Origin of the sequence: Rhodopirellula islandica (assembly GCF_001027925.1) — a bacterium.
GTDB lineage: Bacteria > Planctomycetota > Planctomycetia > Pirellulales > Pirellulaceae > Rhodopirellula > Rhodopirellula islandica.
In genome coordinates this window covers 58,378-83,062 of record NZ_LECT01000015.1, presented here as the reverse complement: position 1 = coordinate 83,062, position 24,685 = coordinate 58,378, and the positions used below count along the sequence as shown (strand labels likewise).

General features: G+C 57.6%; 4 protein-coding genes. 2 read left to right on the top strand and 2 right to left on the bottom strand.

Annotated features, from left to right (window positions below):
• Positions 1 to 2 precede the first annotated feature (2 nt).
• The gene (locus RISK_RS06045) at positions 3 to 278 is read right to left on the bottom strand and encodes a Sec-independent protein translocase subunit TatA/TatB (RefSeq protein ID WP_047813378.1); all 276 of its coding nucleotides are present in this window, start codon (positions 276 to 278) and stop codon (positions 3 to 5) included.
• A 1-nt stretch (position 279) separates the two neighbouring features.
• Positions 280 to 504, bottom strand: coding sequence for a twin-arginine translocase TatA/TatE family subunit (gene tatA, locus RISK_RS06040; protein WP_236696072.1), 225 nt, complete (start codon positions 502 to 504; stop codon positions 280 to 282).
• A gap of 185 nt (positions 505 to 689) precedes the next feature.
• Between tatA and RISK_RS32125 the strand changes: the two genes are divergently transcribed.
• Together RISK_RS32125 and RISK_RS32785 are read left to right on the top strand one after the other, a co-directional pair.
• A complete protein-coding gene (locus RISK_RS32125) occupies positions 690 to 845 on the top strand; it encodes a hypothetical protein (RefSeq protein ID WP_160311403.1) in 156 nt (51 codons plus the stop codon).
• Between the two features lie 338 nt (positions 846 to 1,183).
• Positions 1,184 to 24,499: a PKD domain-containing protein gene (locus RISK_RS32785; RefSeq protein ID WP_150122499.1), complete on the top strand. Its 23,316-nt coding sequence runs from the start codon at positions 1,184 to 1,186 to the stop codon at positions 24,497 to 24,499.
• The last annotated feature ends 186 nt before the right edge of the window (positions 24,500 to 24,685 follow it).

Here is a 24,685-nt window from a genome sequence, read left to right as displayed (position 1 = left end):
CATCACTCGGGCGGCGTGAACTTGGGCGCCGAAGGTTCGTTGGGTTCATCCTCTTCGTCGTCGTACGACGTGGACTTCGCGGGGGGCGTGTCCATTGACATCGTCCGACTCGCTTCGTCCTGAACCTGACGGAACTGCTGCTGAACATCCTGCAGGCTGCGTCGGAATTGGCTGTACGTGGAGCCAAACTTCCTGGCCACTTCCGGCAGGTTGCCACCAAAGAGGACCACCGCGATCACTCCGATCACGGCCAGTTCAAATGGGCTGAGACCAAACATCTCAGACCTTCTCGTCGGTGCGATCCGTTGCTTCGTCTTCGTCGTCGCCCGATTCGGACATGCCACGTTTGAATTCGTTGGCACTGCGTCCCAGGTTCCGCATCAGCGATGGCAACTTGGCACCACCAAACAGAACCAAGCAGATCACCAGCACGATCAACATTTCAGGCAGACCGGGGAAACCAAACGCCAAGAACAATCCGGTCGCCATCGAACTCACAGTCATCAACATTCCATCTATCCCGCTAAACAATGTGGTGTGCAATGCATGCCAACGCGACATGCATCGGGGCCGACCATCTCACGACATTCTGTGCTGATGCTGCTCCGCCAAACCGAACACCCAAGCGATATCCAGTCATACGAATGCAATCTCACCACCACTGGGTGGGGTGACAGCCATCGAATGCAATGAAACGATCATTCGGCGTCGGCGAAAGCGGGTCGGTCATTCGCGGGTGTGTCAGCAAAAAACGTGCAATGCACGCGATTGAATCGCTGAGCCCGTTCGAATACCTCCGGACCGAAGCAACGGACGTCGTTTCCAAGTCCGTTGCCCCATTCTAGCCGGAGGCGTGTGAATGTCAAAGCCGGACGGGGGTGGGATCCAGGGCAATCACGATCGCTGTTTCAGGTCGGATTCAGCCTTTCGATCGGTTGTTTGTCTGGGGCAGAGATTTTCACGAGGGTGCGATAGCAGTGTGCCGATTTGCTGGTCAAAAGGTTCTCGTGGCCCGCGACACCTCCAATCATTTTAAGTAAAGGGGGCACGGTGGGCACCCGAGGGGGTAGGATGAGTGGCAGTGCTTGCCCCATTCTCTTCATCGCGGCCGACCATGATCCGTTCCAAATCAACGTCTTCCTGCTCACGCCAACACCACCGCGATGCCCTGAAAAGGCGTCGGTTGCTGACCGAAAAATTGGAGCAACGTCGGATGCTGGCCGGCGATTTCGGCCTGGAGGCGATCGGTCCGCGGGCGTTGTTTGCTCAGGTCTCGGCGGAGGGGGAAAGCCCGCTTGGCGAGGCGGCGGAGACCATTGATGCGGCGGTCCAGTACGGGAGCGACACGGTGGACTCATTTGCCATGGGGTTGCGTCAGGCCGTCGACGAGATCTCTCGAGTCGTTGCGGCAATCAACTCGGCGCCTGCCCTGGCGGCTGAGATTCCCTACTTGGGATCGCTGGTGCCTGAGAGCATCGCGGGCAGCACGTTGATCGACACTTCCACCGTGCAGTCGTTGTTTTCACTCGCGGATCGTTTCGAGACCAACATTGCAGAGCCACTGAGAACGTTTCTGGAGAGTCACCCGACCGCCACCGCAACCCAGTTGGTCAACCAATTTGATTTTCTGGAGTCGGTGTCGGGGCTGACGGCCGGGCAACAGGGGGTGAAGCTGAACTTCGATCTGCAGGAGCAAATCGAAAGCACGATCGCGGCGTTGTTGGAACCCATCCTGTCTCGCGCCGACAGTCTGTTGGATGCGGTCGACAGTGACGCATTGGCCACCGCCCTGCCATTCAATCTGTCGTTGGAGGACTTTTCATTTGAAGTGGTCCGCAACGCCGTCGAAGAGGTGTCGATCAAGATTCCCGACGTTGTGCTTCGTATTGCTGATGAAGCCAACATCCCGATCGACTTTGCGGCGCAGTCGGGTTTCTTGTCCGGCGGCGTGACGGGAGGCAGCATCCGCGCCGACCTTGGATTGCGGCTGGGGACCAGCGATTTGTTTGGGGGCGAGATTTCACTCGATGACCTCCGCGGGTTTTCGCTCTCGGATGAATTCAGTGGATTGAACACACAGGTCATTGGCAGTGGCATCGAAGTGCGTCTGCCATTTGATTTTGAAATGGCTGGTTTTGATACCGGGGGATTCCTGCCTGTGTTCACGTTGCGGGACACGAATCCGTTTGACTCCGATCTGCCGGAATTGGAATTGGAAGTTCCTCGTGGAGCGGATTACGACGCCGGCGCAATCACCGGCTTCGGATCGATCGATGCGACTTCGATTCTATCGACATTGGAAGAGCTGGGGACCGTGTTTGGCGCCTGGGAAGCGGGGGATGTGCTGAACTACCCGCTGCCCTTGGGCGACGACGTTTCGTTGAGCGAGGTTGCCGGATTTGCCGACGCCTACGCGGGCGGCGTGTTGCAATTCCTGAAAACGGGGGATGGGTTGCCGGCCTTTGGCTCGATTCAAGAGTTGCAGGAGTTGATCCCCTCTTTGTCGGGCGGCGTGGGCGACTTCATCACCTACGACGCAGAAAACCAAACGATCACGATCGACGTCGCGTTGGCGTGGAATCCCGAGGACCTGGTCCGGCAAGCCAACATCGATGTGCTGGCCGGGAGCGAGGACTCACCGATTGCATCGATCAGCATGACACCAGGTGTCAGCGGGACGGACAACCGACTGACGATCTCGCGGGACTTGTCGTTGGATTTCGAGATTCAAATCGGACTGAAATCCGAAACGCGAGAGATCATCGATGTCATTTCAGAGCGGTTTGATCCGACTGGTGACTTCGTCCGGGACGCTCCATTGTGGACACCCATGATCACCATCCTGGATCGGCTTGGATTAACGCATCTGGCCAACGAAGAACAAATGTTGAACGTCACCCTGCACGACGGAAGAATCGTCAGCGCTAACATGGGAACGATCGACCCATGGGTGACCATCGGTGAGTGGCTGGAGCGAGGAACGGTCGTCGACGACAACAACGGCGAAGTCCTGATGACCTTGGAGTACGAACCCACGGTTCTGGTGGGAATGCCCTATGAGGATTTGAACAACCGTTTTGTCGTGGTCGATCATACCGTCGGGGCGGACCGAGTCGAAATCGAAATCGAGTATCGCGATTCCGAGGATTCGGACTTTGGCTTCTTCGATTCAACGCCGATTCGCGATGCCGACGTGCCTTGGGCGACGACGCTCGGTGAAGCCAGGCGATTTGTAGTCGAAGCCGCCGCCGATCACATGGAATCGGTTTTCGCGTCGGTGCCAGGTTACGACACCTTCACCATCAGTGTGGGCTACCGAGACCCCGATCCGGCCGGTTCCAATCCGTTGGCGTCCGCTGGCCCGACCGCTTTTGCGGTTGGACAGACGTTCAACAATGGGCTCAACAACACCACCTACTTTGCAAACTTGGCCAACTACCTCAACGGGGGACCCGTCATGATCGATGGAGAGTTGCAGTCGGGACCGGTGGTCAACGCGACGTTCCTCTCGGACATCAACTGGGATCATGACGTTTCGGGTCCATCCGACCTTGGGCGATACGGGCTTTTCAAAGTTGCGACGCACGAGATTCTTCATGGACTTGGATTCGCGAGCAACATTGTCAAAGAGGGCGGCTACTATGCCACGGGGTGGCATTCTATTTTTGACTCTTTCCTCGTCCGTGGCGACGGGACTCCTATTCAGTCGTTGGGGCAAGCAGAACGTGCGGCCAGTCTGATCAGCGAAGATCTGTTCTTTGCTGGGCCGAATGCAAGCGATGCGAATCCCATCGCCGCAGGCCCCGTCAGGATTTTTGCGCCCGATCAATACAACCCGGGTTCCAGCACGTCTCATGTGGACACGTCAACGTTCGCGAGATACGGCGAAACGATGACCCACGAAATCGGGGAGTATCTTGTCGCGCCGATTGGCGTCACGGCTTTGTCGGTCGGGTTCATGCAAGACCTCGGGTACAACAAACCCACCATCGCGACGACCGAGGTCACGTCGACGGATGGGGTCTGGGAAAAAATCTTTGAACCTGCGAATCCCAGCTTTGGCATTCCCACCAGTGTGCCGCTTAACCTGACGCACGGATTGTTTGATTCTGATCAGGAGTTGGCCGACTTTTTCTCTGTTGATATCGAGGGGCTGGAGGAAGATTCTCGAGACCTGACTTTATCGCTGAGCGATGGGTCGACACACCGAATCGATCTCGGACCGATCAGCGAAATGTCGATTCAACAGCTTTCAGCCAGCTTGCGAATTTTTGACGATGGAGAATGGAAGTCGCACGCCCATTTTGAGAACAACCAGTTGGTGATCACTGACTTGACCGACCCTCAACCTGGCAACGATTTCAAGCTCGAATGGCGTGGCAACGGGTCGGAACTGATTCGTGAATTTGTGCGACCGGCGACCGCGGCCGCGGGGGCCAACCAACTGACGATCGGAGACATCCGCTCTGCTCTGCCCACCAGCCCCGACTCACCGTTTGATCTGAACGCTTCGATTCTGTCACTCGCGTCAACCGAGTCCTCACCGGTCTGGGCAGGTTCTGTGTCAACAGCGACTGTTCAGCTTTCCAGCGGCGAATCATTCAACGTTTCCACGGAGGTCATTGATGCGTCCACCAGCCTTGCGGACGTGCTGGGGACTTTGAGCGTTGGTGAGATCGATGAAGACGTCAAGTCATTTGCAGCACTGCCAATCCGTGATGATCGAGTGCTCATCCATGACAAGACGTTCGAGGCCGGTGGAACTGGATTTCGCATCACGGACACGACCGTTGGCGGAGGTGTCTTTGCTTGGCTTCTGGGAGACGGGGCGGTCATCGATGTGGATCAAAACGGATTCATCTCGGGCCGCTCTCTGCACTCGGCCACGCAGGACGACATCGGCTCTCAGCCGCCTGCAGTGTACGTCGACGTTGATGTCGATGTACCGGGTTGGACATCGATGCTGGTGATCGCTGATCGGCTGGGCCTTCAAAATCAAACAATCACCGACCAGTCGATTTCGTTTCGGGTGCGGAACGGAGATTTGATCCGATTGAGCTTGCCGGGAGACATCGATCGCTACACGATCGACGAGGCAATCGCTTCGCTCCGTTCGGTCAACGAGTTCGGTGAAACAGTTGCAGAACTGATTGTCCGTGACGGTCGTTGGCAGATCCTTGATCACACCCAAGGCTCAGCCTCGCTCGCCTTGAGCTCAGCGACCTCCCTCTTTCGTCACATGTTTGCCGACCGTATCACCAGCCCAGACGACGACCGTATCATCGGGAATCCCGTTGCCGATACCGTGGTTCGGCGTCTTGCGGGGGATGTTTCACTGGAGACCTTCTCACCGACTGGACTGGTAACCGTCACGAGCTATGACGCCTTGCTGATGCAGGATGTCGACGAAATCTATTCGAATTCCCAGCGTGCAGCGGCTCGCTATCAACCCGATGCAGCACCGCTGCAGATCACGCTTCGCGACGGGACCACCCACCAAGTGGCGTTCGGCAACTTGCCCGACACAACGCTCTTGGATGCGCTGAACGAGTTGACCCTTCGTCGAGATGGGCAACGGATTCTGGAAGCCTGGTTTGAAAACGATGCGATTCAATTGCGTGACTTGACAACGTCGTCGTCTGCGGACGCCGTTTTTGAGATCGGTTTTGAAACCGGTTCAACGGGCAGTCGTTGGCCAGCGCAGTTCATCCCGCTTGGACGTGACGCCGACGGAGACGGGTGGGTCACTGGAGACCGAATTCTGCCTGCCATTTCGAGTGATGCGGAACCGCCCATCAACGGACAAACCCCGGTGTCGTTGATCACGCAGCGGAACGGTTGGTCTGACCCCACCGAATATGACCACGTGTTGATCGTCACGCTCTCGACGGGGGCCGAGCACACGATCACCCTGTCCGGTCTGACAACGACCACCACCCTGGACGAACTCGCTGAGATGATCTCGATCGTTGATGGCGATCAGCCCCAGTTGACGGCGCAATTGCTTGGTGACCGACTGGTCGTTCGCGATCAAGCGGAGGGGGATCAACCGCTGCGTTTGCAGTCCTCCGTATCGGGCTTTGGCTTCCTGTTGAGCGAAATGGGACTGGTCGACATTGAACCCAGCATCATTCGCGAATCAATCGAAGTGCCGCGTGAGATCAAATCAGGTTCTCTGGCAAAGTCAAATCGGCAGACAAATTTGCAGTTGGGGCAAGTCTTTGGTTTCGACCATCCTTTGTTGAATGGCGACACAACCGAAATTACCTTTCAGTCCGGTGATGCATCCAACCCGATCGTCCTTGCTCCCGTCACCATTGGCCCGCTGGATGCCAACGATGAATTTGAAACGCTGCTGACTGCACTGACCGTGCAAGAAAATCGGCTCAATCCGGTCAGCGCTCAATGGGTCAACGGACGAATTGAAATCACCCACGGCGGATCGCCCACGGACCAAGTCCCCACTTCGATTGACTTTGGGACCGGTGGCTTGGCAACCGCGCTGGCCGAACTGTTCCCGGATTCAGTGGACGATGATGGTGACGGTCGATTCATCAGTCAATTATTGACACCGCCGCTGCGAACCTCGGTCGTTGACCCGTCGACGACGCTGGCGGCCTACTTGGGAACACAGGCGTTGGCAGAGAAAACAGCAGCGGGAAGCACGGTTCCGGTGACGTTGTCTCTTCGAGATGGAACCACAGAGAACCTCTTGCTGCGTCATGATCCGGAAATGACGCTGCGTAGGTACGCGGAACAGTTCCGGGTCATGCGGGACGGAATCGTGGTCGTGGAGGCCTCCCTGCAACGAACCGACTCGGGAGTTGGTCGTGGGCTGTATCGGTTTGTCATCGTTGACCGTACGACAGAACCAACTGGGGCACCTTTCTCGGTCACGCTGGATCACTCCGGTGGTCACGCGATGTCGACGTTGCCGATTGAACTGGGGGTCATCGGCGTTGATGCCAATGGCTTGGGGCGGCTGGTCGGTGCATCGCTGCGATCCACCAGTGAGACCACTCGTGGACTGGACGTTCGGGTCACGCGGCCGCCAACGTTGCACGCTTCATTTGCTGCGACGGCCAGCAATATCCAAGCGTCTGCTGCGATCGGCCAGTTGTTGTCAGCGGAAGTTCGCAACGGCTACGGGAGTTTCTCCGGTTCGTTGGACTTGACCGTCCCCGTGCCGGCGGGACAAGACTTTTTGACGCTCCAGGATCTGGGCAACGCGATCATTCATCCCTTCACGTCCCTTGATCTGGACTTGGACGCCGACCTGGCAATCGGCGGCGAGTTGATCGTGGATGTCGCCGGTTTGAACACTCAGCCCACCGATCCCAATGAAATCCCTCGCATCGACTTGGTTTGGGACAACATTCTGACCGCCGATCCGCGAGTTCGTCTGCAACCGGAAAACTTTTCACTGACATCGGAGAATTTGGACAATCTCCTGGATTTCTCAGACGTCTCCGTCCAGGACATCATTCAACTCATCGGCAAAGTGGTCGAATTCGTCGAGAACGTCAGCGGCGAAGATTTGATGGACAAACCGCTGCCACTGATCGGCGCGTCGCTGTCCGAAATCCTGAACGTGGCTGAGGATGTCGCCAATCTGATCGAGCAGTTGCAGGACAGTCCTGGCGGACTGCTCAACGCGCTCGAGGCGGAGATCGTGCAGATGTTGGGTCTAGAAGACCATCAGTTTGATTTGCGGTTGGAGCCCGAGAACCGCGTGATCCGGATCGACTTGGACCTGGAATACGATGTCACGACCACGCGAGCCCTGAACATCGACCTGTCCGAAATCGAGGGCTTCGAGACGCTCGACAACTTCGTTGATTTCGAAGGCTCCGGGGTTGTCGGAGTGGAAGCTGGCGCGGCCTTGCGGGCGCACCTGGGGCTGGACGTCAACGCGTTGCAAGGTGCTGACTTCGACGATGCCGTGCGTGTCTATGACACCAGCGGTGTGTTTGCGGAGGCAAGGCTGTATGCAGACGACCTGAACTTTTCGACGTCGATTCTCTCGCTAGACGCCGCGATCATTGGTGGCCGCGTTGCGTTTGATCGGGATGGTCTGAACTTTGATGGGGGGCCCGATTCCACCGAGCCAGTTGGGATCTCGATCGAGGCTGGCAATTGGCCAGGCGGTTTCAAGACACTGCCCAATTTGTCGCCTTCCGACTTTGAACGCCACTTGAATGTCGCTCAGGGTGCCGCCCTCGGCGTTGATCTGCCGACCAGCATCTTGGGGGCGGACTCGCAGTTGCAGTTGCAGTGGACCGACCTGAACAGTTTCGTGTTCCCAACCCAACTCGTTGACACGCCGATCACCAATCAAACGGGCAACGCCCTGTCCATTCCCGACATCACCGACGCGATCAGCGGACTTTCGTTGGGCGACGGAATCGCGGCTTTGGCAGCCGGTTTGCAAGGTTTGTTCGAATCGATCGATGGCTACCTGGGTGATGAAATCCTTGGCATTCCGGTTCCCCTGATCGGCGAAGCGATCGCGGACGCCGTTGACTTCGTGGACACCTTTGTCGGGCCGATGGCGGATGCTTTCAACCAGGGATTTGACGACAACCCACAGATCGGTCAACAGGTCGCCGACGCAATCTTTTTGGTGTTGGGACCTGGAGTCAGCGGGAATGGGTTGAATATCATTCGTGATCGCAACGGCGACGGATCGGTAACTGTCGCTGACATCGGATTGCCGACGTTTGATGGCAACGATCGGAGGCTGGGATTCGACCTCAGCCTCGGCGTTGCCAGTGCCAGTCGTCCCCTGCCGATCGACTTGGATCTCGGCGGTAGCGTGCTGGGTTTGGACGTCGAGGGCGACGTGTCGCTGGAGGCGGGGTTTGTTTTCAACGTTGGGATCGGAATCGACTTGGACGCGGGTCCGTTCGTCACATTTGGTGACGGAAACGACTTGGCAGTCGACTTTTATGCAGGGATCGACCGCTTGGTCGCCCAAGGACGATTGGGACCTCTGGATGTGGGGCTGACCGCGCTCCATGCGGATGATCTGACACCCGACCAACTCGCCGCCTCACGAATTGATCCGCTGGATTCCTCGACGGAAGCGATCAACGCCGTCCGCGGAAGCTTTGGCATCAACTTTCCAGCGGACACGTACACGCTGGCGAATATCGCCGACGCCTTCGCTGGCATCACGGTCGCGACGGAGTTCGTCGGTAGCCTGCACGCCAACGTGAACACGGGGCTGAACACATCGACCGAAGGGTTGCCCCGAATCACCGCGGACCTGCATGTTCAATTTGGAGCGGTGTCCGGCGGAAACGTTGCCGATGTGATCAGCTCGATCACCTCACCTAGCTTCAGCATCACGGATGCGGGACTGGACCTGGGTTCCTTCGTGGCCGATGTGATCGCGCCCATCCTCGGACCAGTTCAAGACTTCTTGGAACCGCTGCAGCCCACGATCGACAAATTGACCCAACCGATTCCTGTGTTGTCGGACATCATCGGGCCAACAACCTTTGTGGACTTGATTGGAGCGTTCGGAAGCGGTGGTGAAACGGTCGCCGAATTTGTCAACGCCATCATCAGTGTCAACGACGCGATCGTCGGCCTGCCTCTGAGTGCGGATGGGCTGATCCTGCCGCTGGGCAACTTCAGCGTGTCGACAAACGCGAACGGTGACGCGGTGGTCACCGAGGACGCCAGCAGCCCTGGCGTTAATTTTGATGACTACCTGGCCCAAGCCGAGCAAGCGACCAACGAGTCAGCGGAGTACTTGCGGAACCTGCCGAGGCAGACGACGAACATTTCCAGCGGTGGCAGCACAACGACCCAACCAGGAAAGTTTCGCTTTCCAATCTTTGAAGATCCCGCTTCAGCCATTGGATTGCTGTTTGGCAACGACGTTGACCTGGTGAAGTTTCAAGCGCCGACACTGGAAGCCGAATTCGGTTTCAACATTGGCGTGCCGGTCTTCCCAGGTTTCCAAATCACTTTCGGTGGCCAGTTCAACGCGATCATTGATTTTGCCTTTGGCTACGACACCCAAGGCATCCGGAAATTTGCCGAGACGGGACAGGGAGTGGACCTTCTGGATGGGTTCTATCTGGACGACTATCGCCAAGTCGGAATCGATGAGAACGAGGATCCCATCTATGCCGATCGTCCCGAAATGACGTTCCGGTTCGCAGTGACCGCTGGAGGCGAGATCAACTTGGCCGTCGCCAAAGCCGGAGTCGAGGCCGAACTGGGCGCCGCGTTGTTGTTGGACCTGAACGATCCTGACCTGGACGGGAAGGTTCGGTTGAGCGAACTGAACGAGAACATTCAGCTCGGCAACGCGCCTGCATTGGGGCCACTCTGGATCTTTGACGCCTCCGGGCAGTTGGACGTCGCTTTGACTGCGTACGCGAAAGCCTTTGGGATTCGCGTGCAAGCTCGGTTGGGGCCCAAGGTGCTGGTCAACTATGAATTTCCTCGGCCCGAACCCGCCAACCCCATCCTCGGTCGCTTGACCGACGATGGCACGTTGATCGTTCACGTCGGTCCCGAATCATCGGAACGCCAAGATGGCGACCTGTCCGATGGCGATGACGTCATCTTTGTCTCCACCAACGAGGACAACGGCAAGACCGTGATCACGGGCTTCGGCACGGACCAGGAATTCAGCGGTGTGACGCGTGTGTGGATCGATGCCGGCGAAGGAGATGACGAGATCTTCATCGAAGAGAACTTTGTTCTTCCTGTGACAGTCCATGGCGGGTACGGAGACGACGACATCACCGGGGGCGCAGGTCCGCTGACGGCCTACGGCGGCCAAGGCGATGACACGATTTTTGGCGGTGCTGGAAATGACCTGTTGATCGGTGAAGGCACCGGCATGCCCGACTGGCGCACCATCACTCCCCCGGGACAATCGGCGGTCACGTTCTATTACAGCGACAATGACCTGATTGATGGCGGAGCCGGAAACGACACAATTTTTGGCAGTCAAGGAAACGATCAACTGCAGGGCAACGCCGGCAACGATCGCATTCACGGCGAAGACGGAGACGACTATCTCGGCGGCAATGCAGGAAACGACATTCTCTTCGGCGGTGACGGCGATGACATCCTGTCAGGTGACGCGGGCAACGACATCCTCCACGGCGAGTCGGAAGATGGCACCGGGATCGGCCGCGACTTTTTGCAAGGTGGCGAAGGCGATGACGTGCTCCGCGGGGGAGCCGAGAATGACGAACTCTTTGGCGGCGCCGGCAGCGATGATCTGTTCGGAGGCGACGGCGATGACTTGTTGGTTGGTGCCGTCACGACCCGTGACAACCCTGACTTCGCGACGCTTCAACCGGTCGCCGATGTGGGCGCGCACACGTTCGATGGTGGTGCCGGCAACGATGTGATTCATGGCACCGCTGGGATCGACGTGGTCACTGACATCAGCGGAATCACACGGGTGTTCACTTACGAATCCAATGACCGTGTCACGACAGGGGATCAGAGTGACCAGATTTGGACTGGAAGCGGTGACGATGTGGTCGACGCGGGCAATGGTGCCAACGTGATCTTCACAGGATCCGGGTTTGACATTGTCGATGCCGGAGATGGGAACGACCTGATCGACTTGCGACCTCCGGCAAAGGTGTCCAGTGCGAGTCAACGTTCAGGTTCTCAGGTGACCGACCGAGGCGGCGACAATCGCATTTTAGGCGATGCCGGTGACGACATCATTGACGTGCTCGGCAGCGGTTCGAACTACATCAATGTGGGCGACGGAAACAACCTGGTCACCACCTTGGGTGGTGGTGATGACACGATCCTGACCGGTGCTGGTGACGACATCGTTGATGCCGGGGATGGGAACAACGAAGTCAGCGTTGGTGTGGGAAATGACCGGGTGACGACTGGTCGAGGCAACGACAACGTGTACCTGGGAAGCGGCGATGACTGGGCCTCCACTGGCGATGGAGACGATGTCGTCATCGCCGGCGACGGCAATGATTTCGTTGATGCGGGAAGCGGGAGCGACTTGGTACGCGGCGGCGATGGTGACGATGAAATCGTTGGTGGGATCGGCAGCGACACGCTTCGCGGCGATGCCGGTGTCGATGTGATCTGGGGTGGACTCAGAATCTATCAACGCAGCGCATTGCTGGTCAGTTTGGTGACGCCGAACGACTACGTTGCCAGTGACTCGGCAATCGAGTTCCCGCCGCTTGTTCCCGCGATCACAGTGGGCGGCCCGTTGGAGGGCTCACTCGCAGACGGTGACGACTGGATCATCGGCGGCGACGGTCGCGATTTTCTGTTCGGTGGCGGCGGACGCGACCGAATTGAATCGGGGGGTGGGGACGGGTACATCGACGGTGGACGCGGCGCGGATGTCTTGATCGGCTCGCCGGGCAGCGATGTGATTCGCGGCGGCGATGGTGACGACCGGATCGAAGCCGGTGCGGGAATTGATTTCAGCTACGGCGACGGTGGCGATGACTTCGTCCTCGGCGGTGCTGGCATCGATGTCCTGGGCGTCCATGAAACGTATGGTCAACGGGCCTATGGTGGCGACGGAAACGACGTGTTGTGGGCCTACGCGCCGACCAAGTTGATGCACGAGGTCAGTTTGCGGGGCGAATACCTCGACGGCGGCCAAGGGCGAGATGAACTGCTGGGAAATCTTCGGCAAGACACTTTGATCGGTGGGGGCGGCGATGACCGTTTGCTGGGGGACGCTCTCGCCGGCAGCAACTACGCACGCAATGACGACTTTCGAACCTTTGGCGGTGATGACCTGCTCGTGGGTGGTTTTGGCGACGACTTGTTGCAAGGCGGTGGCGGAAACGATGTGCTGTTCGGTGGTGCAAACGTGGACGAACTCGAAGGTCATGACGGTGACGATCGGTTGTACGGCGGGCACGGAATCGACTTCTTGCGGCTGGATGTTGCCGTGGAGTATGGCGACGACCTGGATGTGATGGACGGCGGATTCGCGGACACGCCCGATGAGTCACCCTTTGGATTGGACAATTCGACGGACATCATCGTCATCAATGGTTCGGACCAAGACGACGTGATCACCATCGCGGGCAACGGCGATCAAGCGATCGTCAACTACCAAATAGGCGACCAACCCCTGCGGCAAATTGACATTCGCATCCAAGATTCCGACGGGAACACCCTGGTGGAGCAGTATCAAATCAATGGCTTGGGTGGGAATGACACCATCGGTTTTGAGGCCTCGTTTGATACCAGCGACTTGGCTGCACGCAGTCGTGATTGGGTCGGTGTGTTTCAGGGTGGATCGGGCGATGACACATTGACCGGGTCGGCTGGTCGCGATCGGCTCGATGGCGGTCCTGGAAGCGACGAGGTGTTTGGACTTGGCGGTGACGATCGGCTGTGGGGCGATTCCGGTAACGGAATGTCAATCGATGAGGATCATTTGTACGCGGGTGGTGGGAACGATGATCTGATTGGCGGGCTCGGGGTGAACTATCTTTTTGCTTGGTCGAGTGATCCGACCGGTGATGGAACCCATCTCAGCGGACCTGACTATGGGGTTTTCGATGAAAATGGGACCCGTGAAGACACCGGGCTGAACCGGATGCTCGGGCGCGACCAGGATGACTTCCTGTTTGCCGGCACGGGACTGGATTTCATGTACGGCGGCGCCGGCGACGACACGCTGCACGACGTTGACGGTCAACCGCTGGAGAACTTTGGTGTTCCGGCTGGCGACGAATGGCTGGAATATGCTCGCAACAATGATTCAGTCTGGTACTACGGAGGGACCGAACGTGACGACATCATTTCGGTGGACTTTGTCACCGAGCCTGGATTGCTCGGCAATCATCATCTGATCACACGGCTGACCGAAAACAACGGATTCTTCTCGTTCGATGCTCAGGTGCGGTTGGACTTTGCCGCCACCAATCCCGATGGTTCTTTGGTTTGGGATCCAAGCGATCTGGTTCATTCGGTGGAGGAGATCCGAAACGCCGTTGACGACGACGCTCGACGACTTGCCGCGCGAACGCTTGAGTTGTCAGGGGATCTGTTGCCACCCGAAGGAGATTTCACCGCGATCATTGTGAATGCGGGCGGAGGCGACGACCAAGTCTTTGTCGGGCCGACGGTCCAGAAAACGGTTTGGACGGCGGCGGGTGAAGGCGATGACATTGTGGAGTATTCCGCAGGGACCGCGATCCTCGTCGACATCGCGGACGCCGATCCTCGCAACGATGTTTTCGGTGGCGTCGATGATTTCTCGCAGGCCTATGAGCTCTCCGATTCGGAGGCGGGTGATCCATCGCGACTCGGCGAAACCGCTTACTTCACCAACTTGACGCTCGATTCCCCAACCGACGTGGACTGGTTCACGTTCGTCAGCGATGGCATGACACCTGCGGAACAACTTCGTATCGTCGTGGATTCATTGTCCGCGGAAGACCACATCGAAGTTGAATTGTATGAGCATGTGGAAGACGAGGGCATCAACGAACTCGCGTTGTTGGGAACTCTCGAAACGCAAGTGGCGACTCTGGATCCAACCCGCCCCTCCCGGACCTCTCTGACTCGAAACACCGCATCCTATCCTGTCGGACAGCGCGTCTACATTCGTGTTCGCAGCGGCAACGGCAGCCCCACGTCGTACAACCTGGGGATCGACTTGGGTGGTGACACCGCCCTGGGCGTCGCGCGCATTCAGTTGGGATCGCAATCCGACACCTTCCTTCGCCGTGATGTGATTGTCGGTGGACCGGGGGACGACATCCTTCGGGGCGGCCCCAGTGAAGACTGGGTGATTGGTGGGGATGGCGACGACATCATCACAGGTGGCGTCGACGGAGCTGCTTCCGACATTCTGATCGGCGGCGATGGCAACGATGTGTTCCAGATCATTCCGTCGGAGGTCGGTGAACTGGAATTGACGCTGGCAGATGAACTGGAAGGTGGCGAGGGGTATGACCGGGTGTTGTTTTTGGGCGGAGACATTGATGAGCAGGGACGTCCGGTCCCCGATTTTGTCACCCTGCGTTATCAGCCACTGCTTAACACTTGGGAAATGGCCGCCAAGGTTTGGGACACGGCGAACCAGCGTTTTGAGACCGTTGGCAACGAATTCGTGATTCACTCGGCCAGTTACCGCGCACGACAGATCGAGGCGACCGAGTTTGACACTCGTAGCGGCGCCGACCAAGTCAGGCTGGACGAAGCGTCCTACAGCATCCTCGGTGACGATGTCGTGAACGTGTCCGGGTTTCAATTTGACTTGCTCGATGGGAGCAACGACGAACGACAAACCTATGGAATCTCTCCGGGCGACCGGCAAGTTGGCGGTGCGGTGGCGAACTTCATTCTTCGTGGGGGCGCTGGAAACGATTTGCTCATTGGCTCACCCTATGGCGACGTCATCCTTGGCGGCGGAGGTCTGGACCAGATCATCGGCGGCGGTGGCAACGACAATCTTCAGGGCGACGCAGGCAATGACTTGATCGTCGGTGACATGATCGCTTCTCCAGAGTTTGTCTGGGACCGCCTGGAAGTTGTTGCTGGACAGGATCAATTCAACGACGCACCCGCCTTTGCGACGCCTGTCCAGTTCGAAAACAATTCGCTTCAAAATCTGACGTTGCACGATGGCGACGGCGGTGACTGGTACGTCATCCCCGCCTCCGCCGCGAGTGATCCGCTCACTGCAAACGAACTGATCGTTGACTTCGACGAGTTTGAAATGCAGGGCGTCTGGAGCGACATCAATCGAGCCACCGGACGCGGAGGTCCGGAGGTGATCCCAGCATTGGTGGATTTGGAAACCGGCAATTACACGCCGACCGCCGGACAGCCGGATGTGTTTTTAATTGGGATCAACAACCCGGTCGGTCAAATGATTGTCGCGAGATCGGCACCACGGCTGGACCTGATCGGACCGGGGAATACCGTGACCGCCCGTTTCTTATTGGACATTTCCGGTCAACCCACCTTGACGGTTGGCGTGGATGTTTCCTCGGGACAAGCCGGTGGCTCGATTGCCGCGGACCTCAATGCTGAGCTCCAAAACTTGGGGCTGGGAAGCGATGTCCGCGCCCACTACCACACAACGCGAGCCCGGCTGGTTCTGGTTTCGCTGAAGGATCGTCCCATGACGGTACGTTCCGCGGACATCTTCTCGTTTGCCTACTTGGGTTTCGAGGACGGGCAAGTTCCGCAGCAACTTCCGTATGGACTCGGTGGCTATCAAATTTCGGTTGTCGACAACGAGATCTTAACTCAGCCAACGTCGGGACCGTCACTGCCTTCCCAGCGGTTGGAGTACCAGACGGCAGACCGAAGTGCACTGCAACTGGCTCCGAGCCAAGCGGTCGGCCTGAATGACGCAGCTTTTGCCGTGGAGACGGCCGCAAAAATCGAGGGCGGACGCCGTGATGAGATGATTGGTGAAGTGATTTCGTTGGGTGATATCAACGCGGATGGTCGGAACGACTTTGTGATCCCGGGCGCGACACGAGCGTATGTGTTCCTTGGCCACGTCGATCCGAATTTTCTGTTCGGTGACCAATCCGACATCCGTGATGCCGCCGACTACATTCTGAACTATCCCCAAACAGGAAGTGTCGAATGGCTCAACGGCCCCGTCGATGTCGACGGCGATGGATTTGACGATCTGACCTACGCTGTCACCCGCTTCACTGATCTGGCGAGAACGGAGGGAACGACCAGCGTGAACATGATCAGCGGGAGCAACCTGACACAGAATTCTTCCCAATTGTTTGCCATCCCGATGGGCGGTTTCGAGTATCAGGATCTGGACCATCAATTCGACCTCTTCGGCAAGCAACTTGCATCGCTGGATCGAACGCTCGATGTGCCAATTCAAGCGGCGTGGATTCGCTTCAACCAGGATGAGTTCGCCGACCTCGCGGTCTTCAGCCAGGAGCCCAGCATCCGCCACGGGATCACAAGTGTGAACTACGGCGGTGTTTTGGACGGGAAGAAAATCCATGAACAAGTCATCAACAATACGACTGGAAACAAAGACTATCTGATCCTCATTGGATCGGGAATCGAGGATGCGACGACGGTTGCGGAATCGCACTTTGACAATCCTGCGTCGGTCACGCACACGGGCAGTTCGCCAGAAGCGTTCTTTGACTTTGGGGATGTTGATGGCGATGGACTCGATGACGTCGTGACCACTGTCCCTCGAGGCTGGGAATACAGCACAAACGGGAACAACGATCCCGAGGTGGTGATCTCACGCACCTACCTTCACAAGGGCGGAAGCTTTGGATTTGGATATCAGCTGACTTCGCCAATTCTGCAACTGGCGGCCGATACGGCGGGCCTTCGCGACCCCAACCATCCCGAACTGGGAAATCAGGGTGCCCTCAATGCCGAGCTCCCTGTGGTGGTGAGCGATTTGAACAACGATGGCTTTGCGGATGTGATTGCCATCAGTGATCTGGCGGACCCGGGAGATGGATCCGGGGCGTTGTTGATTTACACCGGACAAGAATTGACGGGCGATAACAATTTCGCTGCCCGCGAGGCCGCTGTCACGTTCGCCCCCCTGCCAGGATCCAGACGCACGCTACTGGACGCCCGCGTGGCGATCGGTGACTTCGATGGCAATGGCGAGCAGGATCTTGGATTCAGTGTCTCCGGTTCCTCCCTGGCCGGGACACACATATTTTATGATGCGATCGATGGTGGAAGCCTTCGTTCCATCGATTCGAATGTCGAACGTCTCACTTCCGTGACGTCCATTTCAGCACCAACCGGCTCGAACAACTTTGGATTGGCCGGCGGAAACGCAATCGATCTGAACGGGGACCGCATCGATGATCTCATCCTCGCCGATCCACCAGCGACGACCTCAGCGGGAGATTTGGGGGGCGGGATTTTGTATGTTGTCCCGGGGAGTCAACGGCGCGTGCCTCTTCCCGATGAATCACTGGTCGTGAGTCTTAGCAACGATTCGATCCGTGGGATTGGCGATGTCGCCCGTGACTCGCAAGGGTTGCTTCAAGTTGATTCGACGCTTGCGTCCGACATCGAAACCGACTGGTATCGGTTCCGAACCGTTGGCGATGGGAATGTCGGCGACTCGATCCGGTTGACACCTGACATTCTTGGAACGGACTCGGCGACGCAAGGTGCGTCTGGGATCATTCGCGGATCCGATGCGTTTGATAACGTGCCAAGTGTGGTGATTGATTCCGGTCAGAGCGGAGTCTACGAGATTGATCTCTCCCGATTGCTGGCTCGTTTCGACGACCCTGCGAGCATCGACATCGCGGAACTACGATTGCGTGGTTCGGCGACGGCGACAACCGTCGATTCAAGTCTCCCGCTCAGCTACCCCGAGGAATTGACAGCTGTCCCTGCAGGGAACGGATTCGGAGACCGCGTTTTCTTCGTGGCGGCCAAAGACGACGAAGACAGTGAACTGTTCGTCACCGATGGAACCGCTGCGGGGACACGGTTGGCCTATGAAACGATCCCTGGACCGGAATCCGCCAACCCAAGTTATCTGACACCAATTGGTGATCGACTCGTGTTCGCGACCAGTGTTTACGAACTTCTGCAAGAATCATCGACGGTGAATTTTTTCGTCACCGATGGAACGGAAACCAAGCCGGTTGGCAACCCCGATCAACTGAATCTTCAACCGTACTCTGATCTGATCGAGTTGGATGGCGATCTCTACTTCAACGCGATCGAGCAACGCACCTACAGCGCAGTCTTGGCTGTGATCCGTTTCGAAAGCGATGGTTCGACGGAGTTGAGTGTCATTGAGCGGTCCGGGCAATTGCCCTTCGCAGCAACCTCCAATGCGCTCTTCTTGAAAGACGGTGGTGAGTTGTCGGTGCTCAAGGCTGGGCAGACGTCGCCCACCACATTGAGTGATCAGTTCGGGCGCATTCCTGACGGCCATTTCTCAACAACTTCCAGTGGTGAATTGATCTTTGCTGCGTCCGATAAGTCGTCAGGCAGATTTGGGGTCTACGTGACGGACGGTTCCCGTATCGATCCGTTGCACGAGAGTTCAGACGATTCCATCGATTTGGCGTATGGCTTCCAAACGACTGATTCGGGCGTCTATTTTCTGATTCAAAGTACCGTCTACTTTTACGACGGTTCCAGCGTCGAGGCGATCTCGCAGATTGACGTGCCCATGGCGACCAAGGGCAATGCAATGTTCCGGACCTTCACTGACGGTTCGAACTTGGTGACCGTTGGCAACAACGGCGAAAGTGAACTGCGTCTGACGACCATCGACCAGGACGGCAATCGGGTCGCAGAATCAAGTGTCAAATCCGATCGCTATGTGTTCCTGACGGACGCCATCATGGACGGCGATGAGTTGCTGCTGGGAACTCAATCGCAAGAGCAAGCGTTTGGGGAAGTGAAGGTAAGTTTGTCGACGTTCCATGTCACGAACTCCACGGTCAAACAGGTGCGAGAGTTTGTGGAGACACCCCAAACATCGGGAGTGTTTGAGCAGATGACGGTGAGTGGTGGCGTCGTGGTCATGGAGGGCTATCGAACCGACAACGTGTTCGGGGGCCGGTTGTGGGCAGCTGATGTTCCCGACAAGTCAGCCTCGCCAATCGAAGTCAACCTGAACGGCGGCGGCCCCGCCACCGCAACCGTGAAGATCCAGATTGCGGGTGGTCGAAACGACCTTGTGATCACGGGGGACGAACTCGCAGAAGATGTTGTGATCCAGCGTACGCTCACGGTCCATGACACGTCTGCACTTCAAATCGTTGACCTGACGTCAGACATCGAACGGTTCCGCTATCTCTTTGAGCAGGGGTACCGTTCGCTGGTCGTGCAACTGAGTTTCACCGATGGCGAGGCCGCGTTCGAGCCGATGAATTCCTCGAGTGACACCGGCCTGTTCTTGGGTGACACCGGGCTGGGAGTCTCCGGACAGTTGATTGATTCCACCGGTCGAATGATCGCGGAGGACTTCCAGCATTTGGACCTGCGAAACCTTCTCGCTGGCGAGTACTTGATCGGCGTGTCGCGGATCGCCGACAGCATCGCAACTCGAACGAGCTACCAGCTCGAAATCGACTCGCCACGACTGGGTGATGCACACGATCTGCCCGCCGACGACCTTTTGCATGGTGGCGACGGCGATGACGTGGTGATCGGTGGTCACGGAAAAGATCGCATCCATGGTGACAGTGGCGACGACACTCTGGTCGGTGAATTGTTTGAACTACGAGACGCCGTGAGCAACGACGCAATCGCCAGTCCACTTCCCGAGGAGCGGTTCAGCGATTCTCGTTCGCCACTGCAACGGCGTGATCCTCGAATCGTGATTGGGATTTCAGCCGTCGACCTGGGACCGGGGGAAGTCAGCCTCAGCGAACCCGCCTTGGCCGCGGCAATCGCGGAACAACTCGGCACACAGGTGATTTCCCTGCCCGGCGGTGACCAAGCCTTCGCGACCACGGTTCACGCCAGTGATCTCGGCTCGATCACGCAAATGGATCTCTCCAACCTTGGACTCAAGAGCCTCGAAGGACTTGAGTATCTCGTCGGGCTGATCTTCTTGGACCTTTCCGGAAATGAACTGGAAGTGGACGCGATCGAAGACCTGGCGCCCGGGGATTTCGGCGCCACTGGGGTGACGCGACTGGCGTACCTGAATCTTGATCGCAACCACATTCAATCGGTTTCTCCGCTGAGTCAACTGCTCAGCCTGCGAGCACTCAGCATCGCGGACCAGAGCGAAGGGGCTCTCTCGGACCTTTCTCCGTTGGAGGATCTCACGGAATTGGTTTACCTGAACGTGTCGGGGAACAAGGTCGCGGATCTCGACGCCATTCGAAGCCTGTCGCAACTACGGATCCTGGATGTCTCGGGTCAGACACTTGGTACCAACAACGTCGCGGCAATCGATGTGGGAACGCTGACCACGATGGCTGGAACGGACGCATCGATCGCGAATGCGACTGGACCCTGGCAGGTCGTCAACGATCCCGCAGCCAATGGCGGCACGTACCTGGTCCTGGACACAACCAGCCTCAACGGAAATGAGCGAGTGGACCTGTCCGTCGATGGGCTGGCAGAGAACGTTGAATACGAAGTGTTTGCGCGGTGGCATGGTGACGCCAGCCACACGGAAAACGCCATCTATTCCATCGCGGGGAAGGACATCGCGGTCAATCAACGGGCAGCGAGCGTGGGCACGCAAGACGGCCTTGGACCACAGTGGCAGAGCCTGGGAGTTTTCCGTCCGGACGACGGATCCATCACCGCCGTGATCTCCCCCGGTGTCGAAGGAGGCTTGCTGACCGCCGACGCTCTGGTGGTCCGACCGGTCGATGGAGCTTTGGGGGACCACCTGGTTCATCTCGATGTTCGCGGCACCACGCTCACTTCCCACGGTCGTGAGTTGCTGCTCACGGCGTTCGATGATCGTGGGGGTGTTTTGCATCAAGACGCCAGCGCATCGCCGATCTACATTGGACCTACGGCGCTGACGCTCGGGGACGGCGATGGTTTCGCCCGCTCGTATTCGCTCAATGATTTCTTTCGGGACACTCCAGTCGGACCACTCGTCTTCACGATGCAGAGCACCAACGACTCGGACCTGCGAGCGACAATCAACGGGAACCAACTGGAGATTGAAACCAACGGTGCGGTGGGGAGAATCTTCTCCATGGAATTGACGGCGACCAACGCCAGCGGTGCATCGACCACCGTTTCGCTCCCGATCGTTGGTGGCTTCGGACTTGCCCAAGGGCAGGTGAAAGACACCAGTGGTCGTCCAACAGAAGGCGTGCGAGTGCACGTTGCAAACTTGGCGGGCTACGAGGCTGTCACCGACTCGCGTGGTCGATTCAACCTTTTGACACCGACGGACGAAGTGGAAATCAGCCTGGTCGGCGGACAAAACGTTGGTGTGATCCAATCACCAACCGTTTACGTCGAGGACATCGATGTGCCCCTGGTGCTTGGCGATGTCAACTTCCTTTACGCACCAGCGATTCAACTCTCCTCGCCGAGCAGTGCCCTGGAAGGCGACACGATGGACGTCGAGGTTGATCTCCAGCTTGAAGGTGACTTGACCTGGACTGTCAGCGGCGGGCCCGTGCGTGATGAATCAGGAGATGCGAATGGTTTCCGTTTCACCCCGTTGGACGAGGGTGTCTACACGGTTTCGGCGACTGTCACAGCAAACGGCAACCGCGAGTTTGTCTCCTTCGCCGTCATCCGCGTCGAGGAAGTGAAATCGGTGCTGCAAGTGGGCGATGACCTTGTCATCTCGGAAGGCCAACTGGACCTCACACGGCAACTTGTCCAGGATCCTGGCAGCGATGCCGTCACCATCGTGGTGGACTATGGAAACGGCGACGTCCAGCGATTCGAGCATGCATCGAATCGCCTGTTTGAAATGCAAACCTTCTATTCGTCGGAAGGTCTCTACACGGTCACGGTCGCCATGACCGCGGACGGATCCACGGTGACAGATTCCTTTGACGTCACCGTCCAAGACAGCGTGCCGCAATTGTCGGTGACTTCGCTGCCTGAGTTCACACAAAATCGTGAAGGCGGAGAACTCAACGTTTCGATCGTGGATCTCGCCGGGACACTCAACCGGACCACCTGGTCCTACTCCGTTGACTGGGGTGACGAGACGTCCGCGCAGGACTTTGCCGAGGTCGTCGATGTCTCCCTTGGCAGTGTCTCCGCAACTGCCATGCTCACCCATCAGTACTTCGAAGAAGGCATCTACAACGCGACCGTTCATATCATCGACGCAGACGGACGCACCCTGGAACAGGTCATCGAGATCGTGGTGGTCAACGATGCCCCCCTCATTCAAACCAGCCTTCCGTCCACGGTGTTGGAAGACGGCGTCTTCCTCGCATCGACGGTGATCGCGGATTCGGACTTGGTCGAAGTGCTCTGGGATTTTGGCGACGGGACAGCGTTGCGCTCCGGAACCAACGTCAATCATCAATACGGTCGTCCCGGTGAATACATGGTCACGCTGACGGCGACGGACTTCGGTGATCCCAATGACCCGGACGACGATCTTGTGCGAGTGGAAGTGTATGACATCGAGGCGACTGCGGTGAATGATGCTCCCGTTTTCGTTCCGACGCCAACTGTCCGGGTTGTCGAGACATTTGACTTGGTGCTTCCGATCATCGCGACCGACGAAGATGGCGATGCACTCACCTATTCACTTTCCGGTGCACCCGATGGTGTCACCATGGATGCGGACGGGGTGATTCGCTGGACACCTACCGTTTCCCAAGGCTCAGCGACCTACACGTTTGAGGTTGAACTGAGTGACGGCATTGCCAGCGTGGTACGACCGGTCACGATTGAGGTGCTCGATACCGGATCCATTTCCGGTGAGCTGTTTGTCGACCAAGACAGCAATGGTCGGCGCGAGAACTCGGAGCCTGCTTTGCTGGATCGGATGGTCATGATCGATGAAGGCGATGACGGCACGTTCGAACACACACTGTCCGTGGACGCCGACGGCCGATTCCAATTCAGCCATTTGCCGATCGGACTCTACCGTGTTGTCGCTGACTTTGGTGATGAAGTCGGAATCTCGACGCCTCGCTCGTTTCTGGTCGACATGACAACCACCAACCATGTTTCGTTGACACCAATCGGCTTCAATGATGACATTGACCACGACGGCATCCGCAACGACCTCGAGATCAACTCGCTTGCCGGTTCGGATGCCAACCAAGACGGGATCCTCGACTACTTGCAGAGCCACGTGGCATCCATCGAAACTGCCGGGGGCATGGTGACGTTGATCAGCGGTGTGGGGACACAACTCAGCAACATCGCCGCACAGAAGCCGCTCCGTTCGGAGACCGTTGAAGGCATGTTTCCTCTCGGTCGAATCTTGTTTTCGGTGGAAGGATTGCCGCCAGGTGCCAACGCGACTGTCGAACTGATCACCCCGGGGGACGCGGCGATCAACTTGATCTACACGGTGAATGACCTTGTCGATCCTTTGGATCCCTACTTTGCTGAGTTCGGGAACGCAGCCGAAGAGTCGGTCGATTTCCTTGCCGATCGGGTTCGCTTGACCGGACGTGATGGCGGTGAGGGAGACATTGACGAAGACGACAACGGCATCTTGGCGTTTTCATTGCAACCCGCCTCCGTCGATCCCGTGTGGACGAATCCCGACGATGCCTATGACGTCAACAACGATGGGAAGACCACCGCTTTAGACGCACTCTTGGTCATCAACGCGCTCACGCGAGGCAGTGGGGAATTTGATCTCGACGGGCCGCGTCCACACGACGCCAACTTCTTTGATGTCAACGGAGATGGCCGCATTTCCGCACTCGACGCATTGCAGGTGATCAATCAATTGAGTGGTCGTGAAAGCATTCGCAACGAAGCGGAGGGCGAGCGAGTTCCCGATGTCGGTGCTAGCGCTCAGCCGCTCATCCTCTCCAATATCCCCGATGAAGAGGACGTTGAGGATTCCACGTTGCCAGGGCAATTGTTTTAGTGTTTGGGGTTCTGCTCCATGGCAGCGAAGCAGAATCCGATTGGAGTCGCCCGGGTTCTTCTCGCAGGTGCAGCGAGAGGTTGCCAAGCGAATCCTACGAATCAGAGACGCAGAACATTCTCAGGCGACCAAGACCTAGCTCATTCGCAACTGCGAGTTGAATTCTCCCCCGCAGGACGTTCGTCT